Annotated in this window: 17 protein-coding genes; 8 read left to right on the top strand and 9 right to left on the bottom strand. The window is 74.6% G+C overall.

What is annotated here, in order from left to right:
- Positions 1-187 precede the first annotated feature (187 nt).
- Positions 188-2140, top strand: a complete 1953-nt coding sequence (locus KSE_RS35650) for a fibronectin type III domain-containing protein (RefSeq protein WP_014140255.1) — start codon at positions 188-190, stop codon at positions 2138-2140.
- Between the two features lie 28 nt (positions 2141-2168).
- Here the strand turns inward: KSE_RS35650 and KSE_RS35645 are convergent, their stop codons facing one another.
- Positions 2169-3461: an FAD-dependent monooxygenase gene (locus tag KSE_RS35645; RefSeq protein ID WP_014140254.1), complete on the bottom strand. Its 1293-nt coding sequence runs from the start codon at positions 3459-3461 to the stop codon at positions 2169-2171.
- A gap of 171 nt (positions 3462-3632) precedes the next feature.
- On the opposite strand from KSE_RS35645, the gene KSE_RS35640 reads away from it, so the two are divergent.
- Both KSE_RS35640 and KSE_RS35635 read left to right on the top strand, forming a co-directional pair.
- Positions 3633-4622 (top strand): TetR/AcrR family transcriptional regulator C-terminal domain-containing protein, encoded by a 990-nt coding sequence (locus KSE_RS35640; protein WP_014140253.1) that lies wholly within the window; start codon positions 3633-3635, stop codon positions 4620-4622.
- A gap of 160 nt (positions 4623-4782) precedes the next feature.
- Positions 4783-6282: a serine hydrolase domain-containing protein gene (locus KSE_RS35635; protein WP_014140252.1), complete on the top strand. Its 1500-nt coding sequence runs from the start codon at positions 4783-4785 to the stop codon at positions 6280-6282.
- Positions 6283-6522: 240 nt separating this feature from the next.
- On the opposite strand, the gene KSE_RS35630 is transcribed toward KSE_RS35635, so the two are convergent.
- The 3 genes from KSE_RS35630 to KSE_RS35620 all read right to left on the bottom strand — a co-directional run bounded on the left by KSE_RS35630 (position 6523) and on the right by KSE_RS35620 (position 9784).
- Complete coding sequence (locus KSE_RS35630; RefSeq protein ID WP_014140251.1) at positions 6523-7809, bottom strand: wax ester/triacylglycerol synthase domain-containing protein; 1287 nt, start codon at positions 7807-7809, stop codon at positions 6523-6525.
- Positions 7806-8120, bottom strand: coding sequence for a hypothetical protein (locus tag KSE_RS43170; RefSeq protein WP_014140250.1), 315 nt, complete (start codon positions 8118-8120; stop codon positions 7806-7808). Before KSE_RS43170 ends, KSE_RS35630 begins: the two co-directional genes overlap by 4 nt.
- A gap of 179 nt (positions 8121-8299) precedes the next feature.
- Positions 8300-9784: an MFS transporter gene (locus KSE_RS35620; RefSeq protein ID WP_014140249.1), complete on the bottom strand. Its 1485-nt coding sequence runs from the start codon at positions 9782-9784 to the stop codon at positions 8300-8302.
- Positions 9785-9965: 181 nt separating this feature from the next.
- On the opposite strand from KSE_RS35620, the gene KSE_RS35615 reads away from it, so the two are divergent.
- A complete protein-coding gene (locus KSE_RS35615) occupies positions 9966-10964 on the top strand; it encodes an Lrp/AsnC family transcriptional regulator (RefSeq protein WP_014140248.1) in 999 nt (332 codons plus the stop codon).
- Between the two features lie 7 nt (positions 10965-10971).
- On the opposite strand, the gene KSE_RS35610 is transcribed toward KSE_RS35615, so the two are convergent.
- Positions 10972-11319, bottom strand: coding sequence for a MerR family transcriptional regulator (locus tag KSE_RS35610; protein WP_014140247.1), 348 nt, complete (start codon positions 11317-11319; stop codon positions 10972-10974).
- A gap of 64 nt (positions 11320-11383) precedes the next feature.
- Here KSE_RS35610 and KSE_RS35605 point away from each other — a divergent pair, with 64 nt between their 5' ends.
- Complete coding sequence (locus KSE_RS35605; protein ID WP_014140246.1) at positions 11384-11722, top strand: putative quinol monooxygenase; 339 nt, start codon at positions 11384-11386, stop codon at positions 11720-11722.
- Positions 11723-11764: 42 nt separating this feature from the next.
- Here KSE_RS35605 and KSE_RS35600 read toward each other — a convergent pair whose 3' ends face one another.
- From KSE_RS35600 to KSE_RS35590, 3 genes are all read right to left on the bottom strand, one after another.
- A complete protein-coding gene (locus tag KSE_RS35600) occupies positions 11765-12493 on the bottom strand; it encodes a succinate dehydrogenase/fumarate reductase iron-sulfur subunit (RefSeq protein WP_014140245.1) in 729 nt (242 codons plus the stop codon).
- Positions 12490-14436, bottom strand: a complete 1947-nt coding sequence (locus KSE_RS35595; protein ID WP_014140244.1) for a fumarate reductase/succinate dehydrogenase flavoprotein subunit — start codon at positions 14434-14436, stop codon at positions 12490-12492. Before KSE_RS35595 ends, KSE_RS35600 begins: the two co-directional genes overlap by 4 nt.
- 76 nt (positions 14437-14512) lie before the next feature.
- A complete protein-coding gene (locus tag KSE_RS35590; protein ID WP_014140243.1) occupies positions 14513-15244 on the bottom strand; it encodes a succinate dehydrogenase cytochrome b subunit in 732 nt (243 codons plus the stop codon).
- 84 nt (positions 15245-15328) lie between these two features.
- On the opposite strand from KSE_RS35590, the gene KSE_RS35585 reads away from it, so the two are divergent.
- From KSE_RS35585 to KSE_RS35575, 3 genes are all read left to right on the top strand, one after another.
- Positions 15329-16243, top strand: a complete 915-nt coding sequence (locus tag KSE_RS35585) for a LysR family transcriptional regulator (RefSeq protein ID WP_014140242.1) — start codon at positions 15329-15331, stop codon at positions 16241-16243.
- A gap of 121 nt (positions 16244-16364) precedes the next feature.
- Positions 16365-16907: an MOSC domain-containing protein gene (locus tag KSE_RS35580; RefSeq protein ID WP_231873273.1), complete on the top strand. Its 543-nt coding sequence runs from the start codon at positions 16365-16367 to the stop codon at positions 16905-16907.
- Between the two features lie 437 nt (positions 16908-17344).
- A complete protein-coding gene (locus KSE_RS35575) occupies positions 17345-19504 on the top strand; it encodes a M4 family metallopeptidase (RefSeq protein WP_014140240.1) in 2160 nt (719 codons plus the stop codon).
- Positions 19505-19585: 81 nt separating this feature from the next.
- Here the strand turns inward: KSE_RS35575 and KSE_RS43165 are convergent, their stop codons facing one another.
- Positions 19586-22375 (bottom strand): helix-turn-helix transcriptional regulator, encoded by a 2790-nt coding sequence (locus KSE_RS43165; RefSeq protein ID WP_014140239.1) that lies wholly within the window; start codon positions 22373-22375, stop codon positions 19586-19588.
- Between the last annotated feature and the right edge of the window lie 180 nt (positions 22376-22555).

The following is a 22555-nucleotide window of genomic DNA, read 5'->3' as shown; positions in this document are numbered from 1 at the left end:
GTGCCGCAAGACACCCGGACGGAGCAGCGGCCGGCGGGGTCCGGACGCTCCCCCGGCGGGTCCTGACGGGGGGTCAGGGTGGTGTCCGCGCTTTGACCTAGCCTTGACATAACCAATTGGTCCAGTCCATTTTGTTGTGCGCGCTCCCTACGCACCTCCACACCCCCATCCCCCACTGGAGGTACCCGTGCATGCCCCCAACCGCCGCGCCACCGCGGTCGGCGCCGCGGCGCTGCTGCTGGCCACGGCCGCCGTCGCGGCCGTCCCGAGCAGCGCCAGCGCCGCCAACGTCCTGACCAACCCCGGCTTCGAGACCGGCACCCTGAGCGGCTGGTCCTGCTCCGGCGGCCTCGGCTCCGTGGTCTCCACGCCCGTCCACGGCGGCTCGAAGGCGCTGGCCGGCGCCGTCAGCGCCGCGGACAACGCCAAGTGCGTCCAGACCGTCGCGGTGCAGCCCAGCACCACGTACTCGCTGTCCGGCTGGGTCCGCGGCAACTACGTGTACCTCGGCGTCACCGGTGGCACCTCCACCTGGACGCCGGCCGCGGCCGACTGGAAGCAGCTGACCGTCAGCTTCACCACCGGCGCCGCGCAGACCAGCGCCGAGGTGTACCTGAACGGCTGGTTCGGCCAGGGCACGTACTACGCGGACGACATCAGCCTGGACGGCCCCGGCGGGACCCCGCCGGACACCCAGGCGCCGACCGTGCCGGGCACCCCGATCGCGACCGGCTCCAGCGCCACCCAGGTCTCGCTCTCCTGGGGCGCCTCGACCGACAACGTCGGCGTCACCGCCTACGACGTGTACAAGAACGGCACGCTGGCCACCAGCGTCACCGGCACCACGGCGACCGTCACCGGCCTGACCGCCTCCACCGCCTACACCTTCACCGTGAAGGCCCGCGACCTGGCGGGCAACACCTCCGCCGCGTCCAACCCGGTGTCGGTGACCACGCCGTCGAACGGCGACCCGACCGCGCCGACCGCGCCGACCAACCTGGTCGCCACCGCGACCGCGTCCACCCAGGTCTCGCTCTCCTGGGGCGCCTCGACCGACAACGTCGGCGTCACCGCCTACGACGTGTACAAGAACGGCACGCTGACCACCAGCGTCACCGGCACCACGGCGACCGTCACCGGCCTGACCGCCTCCACCGCCTACACCTTCACCGTGAAGGCCCGCGACGCGGCCGGCAACGCCTCCGCCGCGTCCAACGCGCTCGCGGTGACCACCCCGCCGACCACCACCCCGAGCGGCTTCAAGCAGGCCGCGCCGTACCTGTACAACGGCTGGGGCAACCCGCCGGCCGCGGCCACCGTGATGAACGCGACCGGCATCAAGTGGTTCACCCTGGCGTTCGTGCTCGCGCAGAACGGCTGCAACCCGACCTGGGACAGCCAGCGCCCGCTGCTGAACGGCGTGGACCAGCAGACCATCAACGCGGTGCGCGCCGCGGGCGGCGACGTCGTCCCGTCCTTCGGCGGCTGGTCGGGCAACAAGCTCGGCCCGAACTGCGCCGACGCGACCGCGCTGGCCGGCGCCTACCAGAAGGTGATCGACGCCTACGGCCTGAAGGCGATCGACATCGACATCGAGAACACCGACGAGTTCGAGAACTACACCGTCCAGGACCGCATCCTGAACGCGCTGAAGATCGTCAAGCAGAAGAACCCCGGCATCAAGACGATCGTCACCTTCGGCACCGCGATCAGCGGCCCGACCGACCCCGGCAACCGGCTGATCGAGCAGTCCAAGGCGCTCGGCGCGGACATCGACGTCTTCACCATCATGCCGTTCGACTTCGGCAACGCGTCGACCGACATGTACGCCGCCACCGTCAGCGCCGCCAACGGCCTGAAGAACAAGCTCAAGTCGGTGTACGGCTGGGACGACGCCACCGCCTACTCGCACATCGGCCTCTCCGGCATGAACGGCCTCAGCGACAACAACGAGGTCACCACCATCGCCAACTGGACCGCGATCCGCGACTGGGCCAACACCAACCACATCGCCCGCCTGGCGTTCTGGTCGGTCAACCGCGACCGCGGCTGCGCGGGCGGCGGCCTGCAGGAGACCTGCTCCGGCATCGCCCAGTCCGACTGGCAGTTCACCTCCATCACGGCCGGCTTCACCGGCTGACGCGCCACCACCCCTGACGGCCCCGGTCTCACCCCACGGAGACCGGGGCCGTCCCCGTCCCCGTCCCCGTGTCCGCGTCCGTCCTCGGGCCGGGGGCGGGAACGGGGGCGGGGGCGGCGTCGTAGGCGGGGAGTGCGACCTCGCTCGCCTTGGCGGCCTGGGCCTCCATCAGGCGGCGCAGCGGCCGGCGGGTCATCCAGCGCATGGAGGCGGCGCGCAGGCGGATCACGGCGGCGCTGGTGGGGGCGTAGCCGGCCACGCCGCCCGGGGGGAGCTGCTGGGCCTTGGCGGCGTAGGGGCGCATCTGCCGCTGGTAGGCGGCGTAGGCGGTGGTGTGGTCGCCGCCGGCGGCGGCGAGTTCGTGGGCGAGGAGGTAGGCGCCGACCAGGGCGAGGCTGGTGCCGAGGCCGGTGAGGGGGGTGGGGCAGCAGGCGGCGTCGCCGATCAGGGCGACCCGGCCGCGGCTGTGGCTGTCGAGGCGGACCTGGCCCATCGAGTCGAGGTGGAAGTCGTCGGCCTCGGCCATCGCGGCGAGCAGGCGGTCGCTCTCCCAGCCGCGGCCGGCGAAGCGCTCGGTGAGCAGGCGCTGCTGGGCGGCGCGGTCGCGGCGGTCGTGGGTGAGCGGGCCGGACCGGAAGGCGAAGGCGGCCTTGACCTCGCCGGGGAGCCGGCCCGGGCGGGCGCTGACCACCAGGCCGCCGGGGGCGTTGTACATCAGGAACCAGCCGTCGAGGTCGAGTGCGGTGCGGGCGGTGAACCAGGCGGTGTGGCAGTCGAGCGGGGTGACGAAGTCGCGCTCGGGGCCGAAGGCCAGGCGACGGGTGGTGGAGTGCAGGCCGTCGGCGCCGACCACCAGGTCGAAGCGGCGGGGCGGGGCGTTCTCGAAGACCGCGTGGACGCCGTCGGCGTCCTGGTGCAGGGCGGTGAGGGTGTCGTCGAAGAGGTACTCGACCTCGTCGGCGGTGGCCTCGTACAGCAGGTCGGCGAGGTCGCCGCGGAGGATCTCCAGGTCGGAGACGATGCCCTCGCCGCCGAAGAGCTCGGTGGGCAGCCGGGCGGTGTGCCGGCCGCGACGGTCGACCAGGGCGATGCCGCGCTGGTCGACGGCGAGTTCGCGGACCCGCTCCAGCAGGCCCATCCGCTCGATGACGGTGCGTCCGGCGCCGCGCAGGTCGACGGTCTGGCCGCCGGGCCGGGGCGCGGGGGCGCGCTCCACCACGACGGGGCGGAAGCCCTTCCTGCGTAGCCAGTACGCCAGGGCCGGGCCGGCGATTCCGGCGCCCGAGACGAGGATGTCGAGGCTGGTCTCCGTGTTCTTCATGACACCGAACGTACGCCGTACGCGCCGCACTAGGCAAGCTGATTCCTTGGGTTTTGGGGATTGCTGCACTAGTGCACTAGTGCGCTGCCCCGGGCGCCGGAAGGTGGTGCAGGGAGCACTTCGGCAGCTAGCATGGCCTCCCACGGGTGCACTAGTGCGGAGGTGGAGCGGGTGGACCGCTACGAGCAGATCGCGGCCGAACTGCGGGGGCGGATCGAGCACGGTGAGCTGCGCCCCGGCGACCGGGTGCCGTCCACCCGGGAGATCACCCGCCGGTGGAACGTCGCGATGGCGACCGCCACCCGGGTGCTGGCCGAGCTGCGCGGCCAGGGCCTGGTCCGGGCCGTGCCGGGCGTCGGCACGGTGGTGGCCGGGAACCCCTCCCCCGCGTCCGGCCCCTCCTCCTCCACCTCCCCCTCCACCGTTCCGGAGGCCGGGCGCGCGCCGCGCACCGCCGGGCGGCAGGTGCCCCGGCGGCCCGCGCCGGAAGGGGTGCTGACGGCGGAGCGGATCGTCGCGGCGGCGATCGGGGTGGCCGACGGCGAGGGCCTGGAGGCGCTGTCGATGCGCCGGGTCGCGGCCGAACTGGACGCCGCCACCATGTCGCTGTACCGGCACGTCCCGGACAAGGACGGCCTGGTCGAGCTGATGATGGACCGGGTCTTCGCCGACCTGGCGTTCTCCCCCGCCGAGACCCGGCTCGACTGGCGGGCCCGGCTGGAGCTGGCCGCCCGCCGCCTCTGGGCGCTGTTCCGCGCCCACCCCTGGCTGGCGTCCGCGATGTCGGTGACCCGCCCGCAACCGCTGCCCAACGCGCTGCCGTTCGGCGAGTGGATGCTCGCCGCCATGGCCGGCGCCGGACTCGACCTGCAGAGCGTGCTCACCGCATACCTGACCCTGGTCAACTACGTCCGGGGCACCGCGCTCAACCTGGAGCTGGAGGCCGCCGCGGAGGCCGCCACCGGGCAGGACGCCGAAGCCTGGATGGACCAGCACGAACCCCGCTACGCCGAACTGGTCGCCGCGCACCCGACCTTCCGACGGCTGACCGAGGAGGGCTACGACTTCGACCTCGACCAGCTCTTCGAGTTCGGCCTGCAGCGCCTGCTGGACGGGCTGGCGGCGCTGGTCGCGGAGACGGCCGGAGCCGAGCGGCCGTAGCGGGCGGACGGCGGCCGCGGGTGGCGGCCGTGGCGGACGCGGGTGGCGGTTATGCGGGGCATCCGGGCCGGGCGGGGAAAAGCCGTGGCACCCCGTCCGCGCCGTCCGTAGCATGCCCGGGTCCCGTCAGCGGTCCCGTCAGCCAGGGGAGAAATCCGGTATGCCCGCTCAGCGCCTCCTGTTGCCGCGTTCGGCGCCGTCCGCCGTCGGTGTGTCGTCCCGGGCGGTCGGGGCGTTCCTGGACCGGCTGGCGGAGCTGTCGGTGGAGTGCCACTCGCTGGTGGTGGTGCGGCGCGGGCAGGTCGTCGCGGAGGGCTGGTGGGCACCGTACTCGGCCCAGCGGCCGCACCTGCTCTACTCGTTGACGAAGTCGGTGACGGCCCTCGCGGTGGGCCTGGCGGTCGCGGACGGGCTGCTGGCGACGGACGACCTGGTGGTCGACCTGCTGCCGGAGCACGTCCCGGCGGACGCCTCCGCGCAGGCCCGCCGGATCACCGTCCACCACCTGCTGACGATGACCGCCGGGCACCCCCGGAACAGCCTGGAGGAAGCCTGGCGGCGGGAGCCCGGCGACCTGGTCCGCGGCTTCCTGGGGCTGCCGTTCGACGCGCCCGAGGGGACCCGGCACGTCTACGACGACGCGACCGCCTTCCTGCTGGCCCGGATCGTGGAGCGGGTCACCGGCCGCGGCCTGGCCGAGTTCGTGGACGAGCGGCTGTTCGGGCCGATGGGCGTCGGGCCCGCCGAGTGGGACCGGGTGCGCGGTGGCGCGGTCTTCGGCTTCCAGGGCCTGCACCTGACCACCGAGGCGGTGGCGGCCCTCGGCGAACTGCTGCTGCGCGGCGGCAGTTGGGGCGGGCGGCAGCTCGTCCCGCGCGCGTGGGTCGAGCTGGCGACGCGCCGGCACATCGACTCCGAGCCGTTCATCGAGGGCGCGGACGACCCCGACTTCGCGTGCGGCTACGGCTACCAGTTCTGGCGCTCCCGGCACGGCTTCCACGCCAACGGCGCCTACGGGCAGCAGTGCGTGGTCGTCCCCGCGCACGACCTGGTGGTCGCGGTGACCGCGCAGGGCAGGTCCCAGACGGTGTTCGACGCCCTGTGGGAGTTCCTGCTGCCCGGCCTCGCCCCGCTGGAGGGCCCGGACGGCCCCGACACCGCAGCCGGCCCCGACCGCCTGGACACCGCCGACGGCCCGGAGCAGGACGCGCTGCTCGCCGAGCGGCTGCGGCGGCTGTCGCTGCCGCTCGTCCCGGGCACCGCCGAGCCGGGCCGGGCGGCCCGCGCGAAGCTGGACGCCGCCGCCGCGGAGTCGGCGCTGCCGGACGGCACGCAGGCCGCGGTCGAACCGGTCGACGGCGGCTGGCGGGTCAGCCTCGGGCCGCTGCCCGACACCGGGACGGTCCTCGACTTCGAGGTGGGCCACGGCGGTTGGCGGGAGAGCGCCCCGCTCGGCCGCCCCGTCGTCGCCGCCGGCGGCTGGCAGGACGGCCGCTTCCACGCCGACCTGTACGTGATCACCACCCCGCACCGGGTCCGGCTGACCCTCGACCCGGCGGCCGGGACGGCGACGGCGCTCTGGAGCACCCCGCCGCTGACCGGCCCCCGGCTCGAACTGCACCTGCGCGCACCGCTGCTGACCAGGCCGGACGTCTGCTGACCTGGCGCTCCGCCAGTGCCGCGTCAGGCAGCTTTTGCCGTCAAGGAGCGGCTCCCCAGCCCCCAGGGGGGGTTGGGAGGTGCCCCCTTGGGGCGTGCTCTCGGCGGGCCGGCCGGAAGCCCTCGTCCTGGATGTACTCGGGCTTCCGGCCGGTGCGACGAGCGGGCCCCTCCTGCCCGGTGGCGGGCAAGGAGGGCGCGTGCCGGGCGTCGCGACGGGCGAAGGCCGCCTGACGCGGCGCTAGGAAGCGCCGCCGTCGTGGGCCAGCAGCAGCGCGGCCCAGCGGTCCGGCACCCGGAGCAGGGCGCCGCGGCCGGGGTCGGCGGCGGCGTGGCAGCGGACCAGGCCGGCGGCCCGGGTGAAGGAGACGTAGGCGGGGAAGCCCTCGAAGGCGTGCACCAGCAGCCCGGCCCCGCGCAGCGGCGCGCCGAAGGCGGTGAGGCCGTCGGGCAGGGTGACGCTGCTGACCACCAGCGGGCTCGCGTCGGCGCGCAGCGCGGCCGCGTACAGCCGGACGCCGAGTCCCGGGGCGACCCGGGGGGCGAGCAGGGCGCGCAGCGCGTCGCGCCGGCGCCGGGAGCGGGCGGCGGCGGTGCGGCGGACGACCGCGGCGAGGGCCGCGTCCAGGGTGTCGGCGCGCTGCGGGAGGCGCAGGCGGTGGACACCGAGCCGGTTGCCGGGCAGGTGCCGTTCGGCGGGGGTACGGGTCGACATGACGACACTGGCCACGGCGGGGCGCCGGGCGTCGTCGGAGTGGTGTTCGCGGCGCAGGTCGGCGAGGACGGTGCCGAGCGCGGCCAGCGCGACCTGGTGGACGGTGGCGCCGTGGGCGTCGGCGATCCGGCGCAGCACCGGGAGCGGGACGTCCCGGCCGGCGGTCTGCCGGGCGCTGCCGAGGCCGGGGCCGGGGTCGGAGTCCGGGGCGGGCGGCGGCGTCCAGGCGCGCGGGCCGGCCAGGGTGCGGGCCAGCTCGTACAGGGTGCGGGCGGCGGCCCGGAGGGTGGGCGGCACGGACGGGTGCAGGCGGGCGCCCTCGGCGGGCGTGTCGGCGAGCAGCGCGGCGGCGGCGTGGGTGGCGCCGACCCCGTCGAGGAAGCCGTGGTGGGTGCGCAGGCAGATCCGGAACGTGTCGGGGCCGGTGATCAGGTGCAGGTCCCAGGGCGGCGGTTCGGTGCCGAGGTCGAACGGGAGCCGGGAGATCCGGTCGGTCTCCGCGTCGAGCGCGGCGGCGTCGGGGGCGCGGCCGGGCCGCAGGCGGGCGCCGGGGTCGGGCGTGGCGTGGAAGGCGGGCAGTCCGGGCGCGCGTTCGGCGAGGCGGCGGCGCAGGGCGGCCGGTTCGGGGGCCGGGCCGGGGAAGTCCAGCACGAGGGTGACCACGGGCTGCTGCGGGCCGTCGTGGGCGAGCAGCGCCCGGTCGAGCGGGTTGGGGCCGGGGATCCGGCCGGCGAAGACGGCGGGGGCGTCGGGGACGGCCGGGGCGGCCGGGGCGGAGGTCTCGACGGCGGGTGCGGGTGCGGGTGTGGTCACAGCAGGACGTCCAGGCGGGCGGGGCTGCGCTTGACGAAGCCGGTGCGGGTGGGGTCGAAGGCGGGCGCGGGGCGCAGCCGGGGGAAGGCGTCGAGCAGCAGGCCCGCGCCGGTGGTGAGTTCGGCCCGGACGAGGTGGGAGCCGAGCCGGAAGTGCCGGCCGTGGTCGAGAGCGTCGGTGCGGCCTGGGTCGAGAGCGTCGGCCGGTGACGGCGGCGTCTCGAACGGCAGGCGCAGCCGTGGCGGTGCCGGCGGTGCCGGCGGTGCCGGCGGTGCCGAGAGCGGACAGGACGGCGACAGCGACAACGGCACCCGGACGTCTCCTCGATGGCCACGACGGACGCCCCTCCGCGCCCGTACTTGGCACCGAGAACCGCCCGGGGAGCCGCCGGGGCACGGCCGGGGTCCGGCGGTCACCCGATCGCCCGCTCCGACTGCTCCGTCCGGGAGGCTCGGGCGGACGGCCCGGGCCGGGCTTTCCGGGCCGCCGATCAGCCTGTCGTACCGGCCGATACGGGCGCGTCGGCGGTCGGGCCGGCGGCGGTCGGCCCCGCTCCGGACGCCGGGGCGGGGGTCGGACGGCGGACCAGCAGGGCGGTCAGGGCGGCGGCGAGCAGGGCGGCGGCCGCGGCGGTCAGGTAGACGTGGTCGAGGGCGGTGGCGTAGGCGTGCCGGGGGTCGGTGCCGGGGCGGTCGCGCAGGGTGTTCTGGAAGACCGTGCCGAGGACGGCGATGCCCAGGGTGAGGCCGAGTTGGCGGGCGGTGTTGAAGGCGCCGGAGGCCATGCCGGCGCGTTCGCGCGGGACGGCCGCGAGGGCGGCGGACATCATCGGCGGGGTGGCCAGGCCGACGCCGACGCCGGCCAGCAGCTGGCCGGGCAGCAGGGCGGTCCAGCCGCCGGCGGGCGAGACCAGGGTGAGCAGCAGGGAGCCGGCGCCGATCAGGGTCAGGCCGAGGGTGATCGGCAGCACCGGGGGCCTGCCGCGCAGCAGGCGGGTGCCGGCCGGGGCGGTGAGGAACGCGGCGGCGGCCAGCGGGCTGAGTGCCAGGCCGGCGGTCAACGGGCCGAGCCGGAGGACCTGTTGGAGCCAGAGGCCGGTGTAGGTGAGTTCGGCGAAGGCGGCGGCGGTGAGCAGCAGTCCGGCGGCGGCGAGGCCGGCGAAGGCCGGGGTGCGCAGCAGGCGCAGGTCCAGCAGCGGGCGGGCGGTGCGGAGTTCGACGGCGGTGAAGGCGGCGAGGGCGAGCGCGGCGACGGCCAGCGGGATGAGCACCCGGGCGTCGCTCCAGCCGCGTTCGCCGCTCTCGATCAGGCCGTGGGTGAGGGCGGCGGCGAACAGCGTGAAGGCGGCGGCGCCGGGGAGGTCGAAGCGCCCGGCCGTCCCTGCCACTGCCCCTGCCCCTTCCGGGCGGGCGGCCGGGCGGGGCCGGTCGGCGGTGAGGTGGCGGACGGTCAGCCGGGCGGCCAGGGCGGCGATCGGCAGGTTGACCAGGAAGATCGAGCGCCAGCCGAACTGCTGGGTGAGCAGCCCGCCGAGCAGCGGCCCGGCGGCCGCCGCGGCGCCGTTGACCGCGCCCCAGAGGCCGAACGCGGTGGCCCGGTCGGGGCCCTGGTAGGCGGCGTTCAGCAGGGCGGTGGTGGAGGTCATCATGGCGGCGCCGCCGGTGCCCTGGACCGCGCGGGCGACGATCAGGGTGACGGCGTCGGGGGCGAGCGCGCAGCCGAGCGAGGCGAGGCCGAAGACGGCGAGGCCGGCCAGGTAGAGGCGGCGGTGGCCGAGGCGGTCGCCGAGCGAGCCGAAGGCCATCAGCAGGGCGGCGAGGGTGAGGGTGTAGACGTCGATCACCCACTGCAGGGCGGTGAAGGTGGAGTCGAGGTCGGCGGCCATCTTCGGCAGCGCGGCGTTCACGATGCTGGCGTCGACCAGCAGCATGAAGGCGCCGGCGCTGACCGCCGTCAGGGGGATCCACTTGCGCACGGGAGGGTCGTCCTTCCGGGACGGAGGGGTCGTCGACCGCGGGGTCGGCGACTGCGGGGCGTCGGCCGCGGGATGTCGGCCGCGAGGGCGTTCGTTCCTCCGCACTGTCCGCCGTCGGCGGCACTTCTCCCTACTCGATCGGCTTTCGGCGTCGCTTTCCGACACCGCGTACGCTGGTGCGGTGGGATCCGACACGTACGACGCGCTCGATCGGCAACTGGTGCACGCCCTGCAGTTGGCGCCGCGGGCGGCGTTCAGCCGGCTGGCGGCGGTGCTGGGGGTGTCCGACCAGACGGTGGCGCGGCGGTACGGGCGGCTGCGCGGGGCGGGGCTGGTCCGGGTGCTGGGGCTGTCCGATCCGGAGCGGCTGGGCGAGGCGCGCTGGCAGTTGCGGGTGCGCTGCACGCCGGATTCGGCGGGGGCGGTGGCGGCGGCACTGGCCCGCCGGGAGGACACCGTGTGGGTGTCGCTGAACTCGGGCGGCACCGAGATCGCCTGCTCGACCCGGACCCCGCCGGACCGTTCGGACCACTCGCTGCTGCTGCAGCACCTGCCGCGCACGCCCAGTGTGTCGAGCGTGACCGCGCACTGCGTGCTGCACACCTTCTTCGGCGGCGCGCAGAGCCTGGCGGTCAAGTCCGGTGCACTGACCGCCGGGCAGGTCGCGGCGCTGACCGAGGCGGGTCCGCGACCGGCCGAACCGGGCGGCCCGGCCGTGCAGTTGGACCGGACGGACCTCCGGCTGCTGGCCGTGCTGGCGGTGGACGGGCGGGCCCCGCTGGCCGAACTGGCCGCCGCCTGCGGGAAGTCGGAGACGACCGTGCGCCGCCGGCTGGACGAGCTGGCCGGCTCCGGCGCGCTGTACTTCGACCTGGACGTGGACTGGCGGATCTTCGGGCTGCGCACCCACACCTGGCTGTGGCTGAACGTGGTGCCGTCCGAACTCGCCGCCGCCGGGGCGGCGTTGGCCGAGCATCCGGAGGTGGCGTACGCCTGCGCGACCACCGGGCCGAGCAACCTGCACGCGGTGGTGATCACCCGTGGCGCCCGGGAGCTGTACGGCTACCTGACCACCCGGGTGGCGGCGCTGCGCGGGGTGCAGCACGTGGAGACCGCGCCGACCATCCGGATCGTCAAGGGCCCGGGGCCGCGCCCGCTCCAGGCCCCGCGCGACATCTGACGGAGCGTCAGGCAGGTTGCGGGATCCGGGCGGTGAGGTCGGCGAGGGCGTCCCGGGCGGTGGCGAGTTCGCCGATCCGGGCGTTCAGTTCGGCGAGTTGGGCATCCAGCCGGTCGCGGACGCAGGGGTGCAGTTCGCCGTCCTCGTAGCAGGGCATCAGTTCGCGGATGGTGCGGCTGGTGAGCCCGGCGGCGAGCAGCGCCCGGATCCGGCCGACCTGGACGGGCGCGTCGGCGGCGTACTCGCGGTGGCCGCCCGGGGTGCGGTGCGCGGAGAGCAACTCCTGCTGCTCGTAGTAGCGCAGCAGCCGGACCGGGACACCGGTGGCCCGGGACAGCTCGCCGATCCGCATCATGTGACCCACCCCACACCGTCGCGACTTGAACCTCACACCGGTGTCACATCCTACGGTTGCCGACATGACGACGAACCAGAACACGAACCAGAACACGGACGGAGCCGGCTCCGACGAGCCGGTGGCGCTCTACGGCTTCCTCACCCCGAAGGACGGCCACCGCGAGCAACTCCGGGAGCTGCTCGCCTCGTTGGTGGAGCCCTCGCGCTCGCACCGGGGCAGCCTGGTGTACCGGCTGCAGGAGCAGGAGGACGGCCGGTTCTTCCTGTACGAGCTGTGGGCGAGCCGGGCGGAGCTGGCGCTGCACCACGGGACGGCCGTCCTGAAGGACGTGCTGGCGCGGCTTCCGGAGCACCTGGCGGGCGCCCCGGAAGCGTACGAGGGACGGCTGGTCGGCGAGTGACACCCGCGGCGCCCCGCCACGCCCCTTTCAGCTCAGCTCAGCTCAGCTGCGCAGGAACTCGCGGTTGAGGCGGGCGATCCCGGTCAGCGGGATGCCCTTGGGGCAGGCGGTGGCGCACTCGCCGGTGTTGGTGCAGCCGCCGAAGCCCTCGTCGTCCATCGCGCCGACCATGTTCCGTACCCGGGAGGCGCGTTCCGGCGCGCCCTGCGGGAGGACGTTGAGGTGGACGACCTTGGCGGCGGTGAACAGCATCGCGGAGCCGTTCGGGCAGGCGGCGACGCAGGCTCCGCAGCCGATGCACTCGGCGTGCTCGAAGGCCAGGTCGGCGGCCTCCTTGGGGACGGGGGTGGCGTGCGCCTCGGGGGCGGAGCCGGTGGGGGCGGTGACGTAACCGCCGGAGCCGATGATCCGGTCGAGCGCGGAGCGGTCGACCATCAGGTCGCGGACGACGGGGAAGGCGCCGGCCCGCCAGGGTTCGACGTCGATGGTGTCGCCGTCGGTGAAGTGCCGCATGTGCAGTTGGCAGGTGGTGGTGCGTTCGGGGCCGTGGGCCTGGCCGTTGATGACCATGCCGCAGGCGCCGCAGATGCCTTCGCGGCAGTCGTGGTCGAAGGCGACCGGGCGCTCGCCGCGCAGGATCAGCTCCTCGTTGAGGGTGTCGAGCATCTCCAGGAAGGACATGTCCTCGCTGATGCCGGAGACCCGGTACTCGGTCATCTCGCCCGGGGTGTCCGGGCCTTGCTGGCGCCAGATGCGCAGGGTGAGGTTCACGCGTAGCTCCGCTGGGTGGGGTGGACGTGCTCGAAGACGAGCTCTTCCTTGTGCAGGACGGGGGCGGTGCCGGTGCCGGTGAACTCCCAGGCGGCGGCGTAGCCGAACTCCTCGTCGCGGCGGGCGGCTTCGCCCTCGGGGGTGGCGGACTCGGTGCGGAAGTGGCCGCCGCAGGACTCGGCGCGGTGCAGCGCGTCCAGGCACATCAGTTCGGCGAGTTCGAAGTAGTCGACCAGCCGGTTGGCCTTCTCCAGCGCCTGGTTGAGCTCCTCGCCGGTGCCGGGCACCTTGATCCGCCGCCAGAACTCGTCCCGGATCCGCGGGATCCGGTCCAGCGCGCGGCGCAGTCCGGCCTCGTCGCGGGCCATTCCGCACTCCTCCCACAGGAGTTCGCCCAGTTCGCGGTGGAAGGAGTCGGGGGTGCGGTCGCCGTCGACGGCCAGGATCCGCTCCAGCCGGTCGGCGGACTCGGCTTCCACGGCGGCGAGCTCGGGGTGGTCGGCGGGGACGGCGGGCAGCTTGGTGCGGCCCAGGTAGTCGTTCAGGGTGGGCGGCAGCACGAAGTAGCCGTCGGCCAGGCCCTGCATCAGGGCGCTGGCGCCGAGCCGGTTGGCGCCGTGGTCGGAGAAGTTGGCCTCGCCGATCGCGAACAGGCCGGGGATGGTGGTCTGCAGGTCGTAGTCGACCCACAGCCCGCCCATCGTGTAGTGGATCGCCGGGTAGATCCGCATCGGGACGGTGTACGGGTCCTCGGCGGTGATCCGCTCGTACATCTCGAACAGGTTGCCGTACTTGGCCTCGACGGCGTCCCGGCCGAGCCGGGCGATCGCGTCCGCGAAGTCCAGGTAGACGCCCTGCCCGCCGGGGCCGACGCCGCGGCCCTCGTCGCAGACCACCTTGGCGGCCCGGGAGGCGATGTCGCGGGGCACCAGGTTGCCGAACGCCGGGTAGATCCGCTCCAGGTAGTAGTCGCGCTCGTCCTCCGGGATCTGCCCGGCGGGGCGGGTGTCGCCCTTCGCCTTGGGGACCCAGATCCGGCCGTCGTTGCGCAGCGACTCGCTCATCAGGGTCAGCTTGGACTGGTGGTCGCCGGAGCGCGGGATGCAGGTCGGGTGGATCTGGGTGAAGCACGGGTTGGCGAAGTGCGCGCCGCGCCGGTGGGCCCGCCAGACGGCCGTCGCGTTGGAGTTCTTGGCGTTGGTGGAGAGGTAGAAGACGTTGCCGTAGCCGCCGCTGGCCAGCACCACGGCGTCCGCGGTGTACGAGCGGACCTCGCCGGTGACCAGGTCGCGGGCGACGATGCCGCGGGCCCGGCCGTCGACCACCAGCAGGTCGAGCATCTCGGTGCGCGGGTGCATCTCGACGTTCCCGGCGGCGATCTGCCTCGACAGCGCCTGGTAGGCGCCGAGCAGCAACTGCTGGCCGGTCTGGCCGCGGGCGTAGAAGGTGCGGGAGACCTGGACGCCGCCGAACGAGCGGGTGTCGAGCAGCCCGCCGTACTCGCGGGCGAACGGGACGCCCTGCGCCACGCACTGGTCGATGATCTCCACCGAGACCTCGGCCAGCCGGTGCACGTTGGACTCGCGGGCCCGGAAGTCGCCGCCCTTGACGGTGTCGTAGAACAGCCGGCGCACCGAGTCGCCGTCGTTGCGGTAGTTCTTGGCCGCGTTGATGCCGCCCTGCGCGGCGATCGAGTGCGCGCGCCGCGGGGAGTCCTGGAAGCAGAACTGGACGACGTGGTAGCCCTGTTCGGCCAGCGTCGCGCCGGCCGCGCCGCCGGCCAGGCCGGTGCCGACCACGATCACGGTGTGCTTGCGCCGGTTCGCCGGGTTGACCAGCTTCGCCTCGAACCGCCGCCGCTCCCAGCGCTGTTCGATCGGCCCGTCCGGCGCGGCGGCGTCACGGACGGGGTCGCCGACGGTGTAGTCGAGGTAACTGCTCATCGGGCGCCTCCGGCCGTCGCGGATGTGGTTGCGGGTGTGGTCGCGGGCGTGGTGACAGGCGGGCGGGTCATCGGGCTCACCGGACCAGTCCGGTCATCACGGCGACCGGCACCGACAGGAACCCGGCGGTCAGCAGCAGCGCCAGCCCGTTCGTGCCGAGCTTCAACGCCCGGTCGCGGCGCGGGTTGTTGACGCCGAGCGTCTGCGCGGCGCTCCAGAAGCCGTGCCGCACGTGCAGGCCGAGCGCCAGCATCGCCAGGCAGTAGACCGCGCCCGAGTACCAGGTCGAGAACGAGGCCACGATGTTCTGGTACGGGTGCCCCTCCTCGGCCGCCGGGTTCACCGTGAGGGTGGTCAGGTCGAGGATGTGCCAGACGATGAACAGCCCGAGGATCACCCCGCCCCAGCGCATCGTCCGGGTCGCGTACGTCGCCTGCCGCCGCCGGTGCGCGTACTTCACCGGCCGGGCCCGCAGGTCGCGCCGGGAGAGCTGGTACGCGGCGGTGCCGTGCGCGACCACCGCCGCCAGCAGGACGAACCGGGCCAGCCAGAGGAACCAGCCGTGGTGCAGCAGCGGCTGCCCGAGGGTGCGCAGCCAGTGCGCGTAGCCGTTGATGTCGTCCGGGCCGAAGAACACCTTCAGGTTGCCGAGCATGTGGGCGACCAGGTACGCCAGCATCAGCAGCCCGCTGACCGCCATCACGGCCTTCTTGCCGACGGAGCTGCGCCACAGCGCCGCCAGGGAGGACGGGGGCCGGCCGGGGGCCGGGGTCCGGGTCGTCCGGGTCGTCCGGTGAGCAGAAGCCATGAGCATGACCGTAGGCCGGGCCTGTCGCCGCTGTCCAAGACATGGAAGTGCTGATCACGATAGGCAGTGCCTATGCTGGCTGGTGTGCAGTTGCAGCAGCTCGCCTACTTCGTCGCGGTCGCCGACGCCCGGCACTTCACCCGGGCCGCCGAACTCAGCCACGTCTCGCAGCCCTCGCTCTCCCAGCAGATCCGGGCCCTGGAACGGGAGCTGGGCGCCGAACTGTTCCACCGCTCGCGCTCCGGAACGGCCCTGACCGACGCCGGGGAGGCGCTGCTGCCGCTGGCCCGGCGCATCCTCGCCGACGCGGACAGCGCCCGGCGGGCCGTCGCCGAGACCGTGCAGCTGCGCCGCGGCCGGGTCCGCTTCGGCGCGCCGCCCTCGCTCTGCGCCAGCCTGGTCCCGCAGGTGCTGCGGGCGTACCGTGCCCGGCACCCCGGCGTCGACCTGCGGCTCACCGAGGGCGGCTCCGGCGACCTGGTCCGCGACCTGGAGGCCGGGCAGCTGGACCTCGCGCTGGTCATCGCCCCCGCCACCGCCCCGCCCGCCCCGCTCGACGTCACCCCGCTGCTGCACGAGGACCTGGTCCTCGTCTCGGCCACCCCGCTCCCCCGCCGCGCCCGGATCACCGATCTGCGCGGCCAGGACCTGGTGATGTTCCGCGAGGGCTACGACGTCCGGGAGAGCACCCTGGCCGCCTGCCGGGCGGCCGGCTTCGAACCCTCGTACGCGGTCGAGGGCGGCGAGATGGACGCCGTCCTCGCCGCCGTCCGGGCCGGCCTCGGACCCGCCGTCGTCCCCGGCATGGTCGCCGCCAGCTCCGGCCTGCCCGCCACCCCCTTCGCCCCGCCCGGCCTCGGCCGCACCATCGCCCTCGCCCACGGCCGCGACCTCCCGCTCACCCACGCCGCGGCCGCGTTCCACGCCACCCTGCTCGCCTACCTCCGGGAGGCCGACCGCACCGACACCCTCCCGCCGGGGACCCGGCTGCTCCGGTAGCCCGCACCCGCCGCGTCCGTGCCGCGTCCGTGCCGCCCCGGCCCGGGGGCGCGCAGCCGGGCAGGCATAGGGTGAGTGCGCGAAGCATCCATGTGCGGGACGTGAGAGGAAGGTGGGCCGGGTGGCCGGGAGCGTGGTGGCGGTCGGCAGGAGCGAGGGGCACTCGTTCAGCAAGCCGAACCTGGACGGGATACGGCTGGTGGCGGGCATCGGCGTCGAGGGCGACACGCACGCCGGGGTGACGGTGCAGCACCGCTCCCGGGTCGCGCAGGACCCGACGCAGCCGAACCTGCGGCAGGTGCACCTGATGCACCAGGAGCTGTTCGAGGAACTGGCCGAGGCCGGATTCGCCGTCGCACCCGGCGACTTGGGCGAGAACGTGACCACCCGCGGCGTCGACCTGCTCGGCCTGCCGGTCGGGGCGCTGCTGCGGCTGGGCGAGGACGCCGTGGTCGAGGTGACCGGGCTGCGCAACCCGTGCGCGCAGATCGACGACTTCCAGCGCGGCCTGCTCAAGCAGCTGGTGCGGCGGGCCGAGGACGGGTCGCTGATCCGCCGGGCCGGGATCATGGGCGTGGTCCGCTCCGGCGGCGAGATCCGCCCCGGCGACGGCGTCACCGTCACACTGCCGCCCGAACCGCACCGCCCGCTCGACCGGGTCTGAGCGGGGCCACCGCGGCGGCACAGCACGGCGCGGCGCGGAAATCGCCGGGAAACGGTCGGGAATTGCGCGCGCCGGGGGAATGACGGGTCTCATTCGGGCAAAGTCCGGCCATCGGCGGGGTTCTTCCGCCCTCCTCGCCGGGGAATTGCGGGGGCCAAGACTCCTTGCGGTGACGGCCGCCGCGGGAGTAGCTTGACACCGTGCTCAACTTCCTTTTCCCACAGCTTTACTGAGGCTCCGACAGGTGCCGGAGGGAAAGGGCTCCCCTCGCCGGAGACGGCTTTTCCCTTGCGATTCCCTTGTTGATTGTCGGGGGCGTGTCGCAGCGTTCCGTCCCCGTCCTAGCGTCCTGCCGCCGAGCCGTCACCGGCCGCGACCCCACACCCATCGGAGTCGCGGCCGCCCCCATCGACCCCGGCTCGGCGGGAGGAATTGCGATGAACCGCAAGACCGCTCTGGCGGCGGCTGTCGCGGCGGCCCTCACCCTGGGCACCGTCGTGATGGCGAGTTCGCAGGACGTCGCGCTGGCGAGCGGCCCGGCCGTGCCCGGCGCCGGGTTCCGGGCGATGAGCGCTTCGGACCGGGCCTCGGCCCTGACGCAGGCCGGGCAGGAGGCCGGCGCGGTGGCGAAGGCGCTGGGCCTCGGCCCGGACGAGCGCCTGCTGCCGAAGGACGTGCTGGTCGACAACGACGGTGCCCGGCACGTGCGCTACGACCGCAGCTACCGCGGGCTGCCGGTGCTGGGCGGCGACCTGGTCGTGCACCGGGACGCCAAGGGCGCTGTGCTGTCGACGAGTTGGGCGCACCAGGGGGCGATCTCGCTGGCCGGCGTGACGCCGAAGCTGTCGGGCCAGGACGCCGCGGCGACGGCCGAGCGCAGCGCCAAGCACGTCCGGCAGGCGCGCACCACCAGCAAGGACAGCGGCCAACTGGTGGTCTGGGCACCGGCCGACGGTGCTCCGGTGCTGGCGTACCGCACCACCGTCACCGGCGCGGGCGAGGCCGGCGCCGACTCCCGCGAGGCGGTGCTGCTGGACGCGGGCACCGGCGCGGTGCTCGACCAGTACGAGGTGGAGCAGGGCGTCTCCGGAACCGGCAACGGCGTCAACGTCGGCCAGGTGACCATCGAGACCAGCCAGGGCGGCAGCGGCTACACGCTGACCGACGCGCTGCACGGCGGCACGATCGTCTACGACTCGTACAACAGCCCGCAGTCGAACCCGGCGCAGAACGCGCGGGCCTTCTCGAAGTCGTCCAACTCCTGGGGCAACGGCTCGACTTCGAGCCGGGAGAGCGCGGCGGTGGACGCCTCCTACGGGCTGGCGAAGACCTGGGACTTCTACCAGAGCGCCTTCAACCGCTCCGGCATCCGCAACGACGGCCGGGGCGCCCCGGCGTACGTGCACGTCGACAACCAGCTGCTGAACGCCTTCTACGACGACTCGTGCTTCTGCATGTCGTTCGGCGACGGCTCCTCGCAGAACGGCAACACCCCGCTCACCGCGCTGGACGTCTCGGGCCACGAGATGAGCCACGGCGTCACCGCCGCCACCGCCAACCTGAACTACTCGGGCGAGAGCGGCGGTCTGAACGAGGCCACCTCCGACATCTTCGGCACCATGGTCGAGTTCTACGCCGGCAACACCACCGACCCCGGTGACTACTACATCGGCGAGAAGCTGAACATGGGCAACGGCTACCTGCGGCGGATGGACAACCCGGCCGCCGACGGCAACTCGCTGTCCTGCTACAACTCCGGCGCGGGTTCGGTGGACGTGCACTACTCGTCCGGCATCGCCAACCACTTCTTCTACCTGACCGCCGAGGGGACGGGCGCGAAGACCATCGGCGGGCTGCCGCACAACGGCACCCCGTGCAACGGCGACAGCTTCAACGGCATCGGCCGCGACAAGGCCGCGCAGATCTGGTACCGCGCGCTGTCGACCTACCTGACCTCGACCAGCAACTACGCCTCGGCCCGCACCGCGACCCTCCAGGCCGCCGCCGACCTGTACGGCGCCAACTCGCAGGAGCGCTACATCGTCTCCAAGGCGTGGGCCGCCGTCTCGATCGGCACCGCGCTGCCCGACCCGGGCAACGGCAACCCGTCGCCGTCGCCGACGCCCACCTCCTCGCCGACCGGCAACCCGAACCCGGGCGGCAACGCGCTCACCAACGGCGACTTCGAGCAGGGCGCCACCGGCTGGACCCAGAGCGCCAACGACATCACCAACTCGACCCAGCAGTCCGCGCACGGCGGCAGCTGGTACGCGTGGATGATGGGCTACGGCTCGGCCGCCACCGAGACCCTGTCGCAGTCGAACATCGCGGTGCCGTCCACCGGCAGCCCGAAGCTCACCTTCTGGCTGAAGGTCACCACCCAGGAGTCCGGCACCACCGCCTACGACACCCTCAAGGTGAACGTCAACGGCCAGACCCTGGCGACGTACTCGAACGCCAACGCCAGCGCCGGCTACGTGCAGAAGACGATCGACCTGAGCGCCTTCCGGGGCCAGAACGTCAACCTGACCTTCGCCGGGCAGGAGGACGCCTCGCTGTCGACGATCTTCCTGCTGGACGACGTGAAGATCGGCTGACCCGCCGCCGCCGGGGGTGGGCGCTCGGAGCCCGCCCCCGGCGTGGCGCACCGCCGCCCGGTCCCGGTGGCGGGCCGCCGCTCAGTCCCGGTGGCGGGCCAGTTCGGCCCGGCCCCGGACGCCGTACTGGCGGTAGAGGCGGGTGAGGTTGGCCTCGACGGCCTTGACCGAGAGGTGCAGCCGGGCGGCGATCTCGCGGTTGGTGGCGCCGGCCCGGATCAGCGCGAGGATCTGCTGCTGCATGGGGGTGGGGTCGGCCTCCAGGGCGTCGAGGGCGGCGAGCGCGGCGGCGGTGTGCTGCTGCCAGGGCAGGCAGCCGGCCGCGGCGTACCGGGTGTGGGCCTCCTGGAGGGCGGCGCGGGCGGCGGCCCGGCGGCGGGCGCGGCGCTCCAGGGTGCCCAGGGCGAGGTGGGCGCGGGCGAGTTCGAGGGGGTAGGGGTGGCTGTCGGGGATCAGTTCGCGCAGCGTGTCGGCGGCCCGGCGGGGGTCGGCGGCGGCGGTGAGGTGGGCCTCGGCGCGGTGCAGGCCGAGGGTGAGGACGTCGCGGCCGAGGCCGGTGGCGCGTTCGCGGGCGTCGGCGAGGGTGGCGGCGGCCTCCTCGGGGCGGCCGGAGAGCGCGAGCGCCTCGGCGAGGTCGGCGTCGACCAGGAAGAACGCGGGGTCGGTGAACTCCATCCGGCGCAGCAGGTGCAGGCAGCGGCCGAGGTGTTCGGCGGCGGCCTGGTGGTTGCCGCGGAGCAGTTCGACCCGGCCGCGCAGGCCGTGCGCGTAGGAGAGCCACTCGCGGTCGTGGTCGTCCTCGGCGGCGCGGATCGCGGAGTCGAGGAGTTGGGCGGCGCGTTCGGCGGTGCCGCCGTTGAGTTCGGCGGCGCCGCCCAGGACGCGGGCCGGGCCGGGGCTGGGTTCGATGCGTTCGCGCAGGTCGTGCGCGGCGCGGCCGGCGGCGTACGCCTCGGTGCAGCGGCCGGCCCGTTCGTAGACGGAGGCGGTGATGTAGAGGACGTTGGCGAGGTCCTCGGTGCGGCCGGCCGCCTCGACCTCGGCGCGCAGGGCCTCGACCTCGGCGACGGCGCGGGGCAGGTCGCCGCTGCGCAGGGCGGCGACGGCGAGGCCCTCGCGGCAGAACACGGCGGCGGCGGTGGCGGGGCGTCCGGCGGCGAGGCGGCAGCCGCGTTCGAGTTGGGCGAGGCCGAGGGCGGGGTCGGTGAGCAGGGTGAGCGGGGCGCGCTGGGCGAGGAGTTCGACCAGCAGGTCGGGGTCGTCGGCGAGGTCGGCGTGCTTCTCGGCGGTGGCGAGTTCGGCGAGTCCCTCGGCCCGGTCGCCGCGGTGCAGGGCGCGGACGGCGCGTTCCTGGTGGACGGCGGCGGTGAGCGCGGGGTGGCCGCCGGTGTCCTCGGCGGCGGCGGTGAGCAGCGGTTCGGCGCCGGGGTGGTCGGGGCCGAGCAGGCGGGCGAGCAGCAGCCTGGCGTGCACCCGGACGTCGGCGGCGGGGGCGGTGGCCAGGCGTTCGCCGCAGGCGCGGGCGAGGTCGGGCAGGCCGGCGGCGGTGGCGTTGCGGGCGGCGGCGAGCAGGTGGCGGCCGGCGGTGTCGGGGTCGGGGGTGTGGTCGGCGGCGAGCCGGAGCAGTTCGGCGGCGGTGCCGGGGGCACCGCGGGTGAGGGCGGTGTCGGCGGCGGCGGCGAGCCGGTCGGCGAGGTCGGGGTCGGCGGCGTCGGCGGCGAGGGCCTGGTGGCGGACCTGTTCGACGGGGTCGTCGGTGAGGTCGGCGAGCAGCCGATGGGCGGCGCGCAGCTCGGCGGGGTCGGCGGCGGCGAGGACGACCTCGGCGACCAGCGGGTGGCTGAACTGGGGGTGGTCGGGGCGCGGGGTGCCGGCCGGGACGGGGCGGACGATGCCGTGCCGTCGGGCGGCGCCGAGCGGTTCGGTGACGGTGTCGGGCAGTGCGGTGCCGGGCCGGGCGGCGGCCAGGACGGTGAGCGACTGCCGTGCGGGGTCCGGGAGTTCGCCGAGCCGGGCGGCGACCAGGGCGCGCAGCCGGTGCGGGACGTCGAGCGGGCGGGCCGGGTCGGCGGCGAGCGCGCTCTCGCTGCCGTCGGCGGCCAGCGAGCGGCCCAGTTCCAGGGCGTAGTAGGGGTTTCCGCCGCTGACGGCGTGCACCCGGGTGAGGGTGAGGCCGCTGAGGCGCAGGTCGAGGCGTTCGCGCAGCAGGGCGCCGGTGCCGCGTTCGCCGAGCGGGCCGACCGGGATCTCGCGGGCGGCGGGCGGGCAGAGCGCGACCATCTCGGGTGCGGTGCCGGCCTGTTCGACGCCTTCGGTGCGTTCGGTGACGGCGAAGCGGACCTGCCGGTCGGTGAGCCGGCGGGCGGCGAAGGCGATGACCTGCCGGCTGGCCTCGTCGAGCCACTGGGTGTCGTCGAGCAGGACGAGGACGGGGCCGCGCTGGGCGAGTCGGCGCAGCGCTTCGAGGACGGCCACCCGGACGGCGAGCGGGTCGGTGGCGGTGCCGGGTGCGGGGGCGCGGTGCAGCAGGGCGCGTTCGAGGGCCTGCCGCAGGTGGTCGGGCAGGTCCTCGGCGAGGCCGGGGAGGGCTTCGCCGAGCAGGTCGATGAGCGCGAGGTGCGGCAGGTCGGCCTCGGCGGCGGTGGGGCTGCTGCGCAGGACGGTCTCACCCGCCCGTTCGGCGTCCCGGGCGAGTGTGTCGAGCAGCGCGGTCTTGCCGATGCCGGCCGGTCCGTGCAGCAGGACGCCGCCGGTGGCGGTGAGCGCGGCGCGGATCTCGGCGAGCAGGTGGGCGCGGTCGACGAGTGGGGGCTCGGTCGGCTCCGCCGGGGTGGTGGCGGGGCCGGCTCCGCCGGGGAGGATGCCGGTCATGGCGGTCAGTGTGCCGCCTCGGAACCGGCTGCGCGAGGGTGTCGCATGAACACGACACCCTCACGACCCGCTGTTAAGTCCCTTTTAAGGCTTGATCATTGGGGACTGTGCCGGGAACCTCCGGAACCTCCGATTCCGCTGGTCAGCTGCCCGACCGGTCAGGCGGTGGGGCGGTGGGGC

The sequence above is a fragment of the Kitasatospora setae KM-6054 genome (assembly GCF_000269985.1).
Classification (GTDB): Bacteria; Actinomycetota; Actinomycetes; order Streptomycetales; family Streptomycetaceae; genus Kitasatospora; species Kitasatospora setae.
This window is presented reverse-complemented; position numbering and strand designations above follow the sequence as displayed.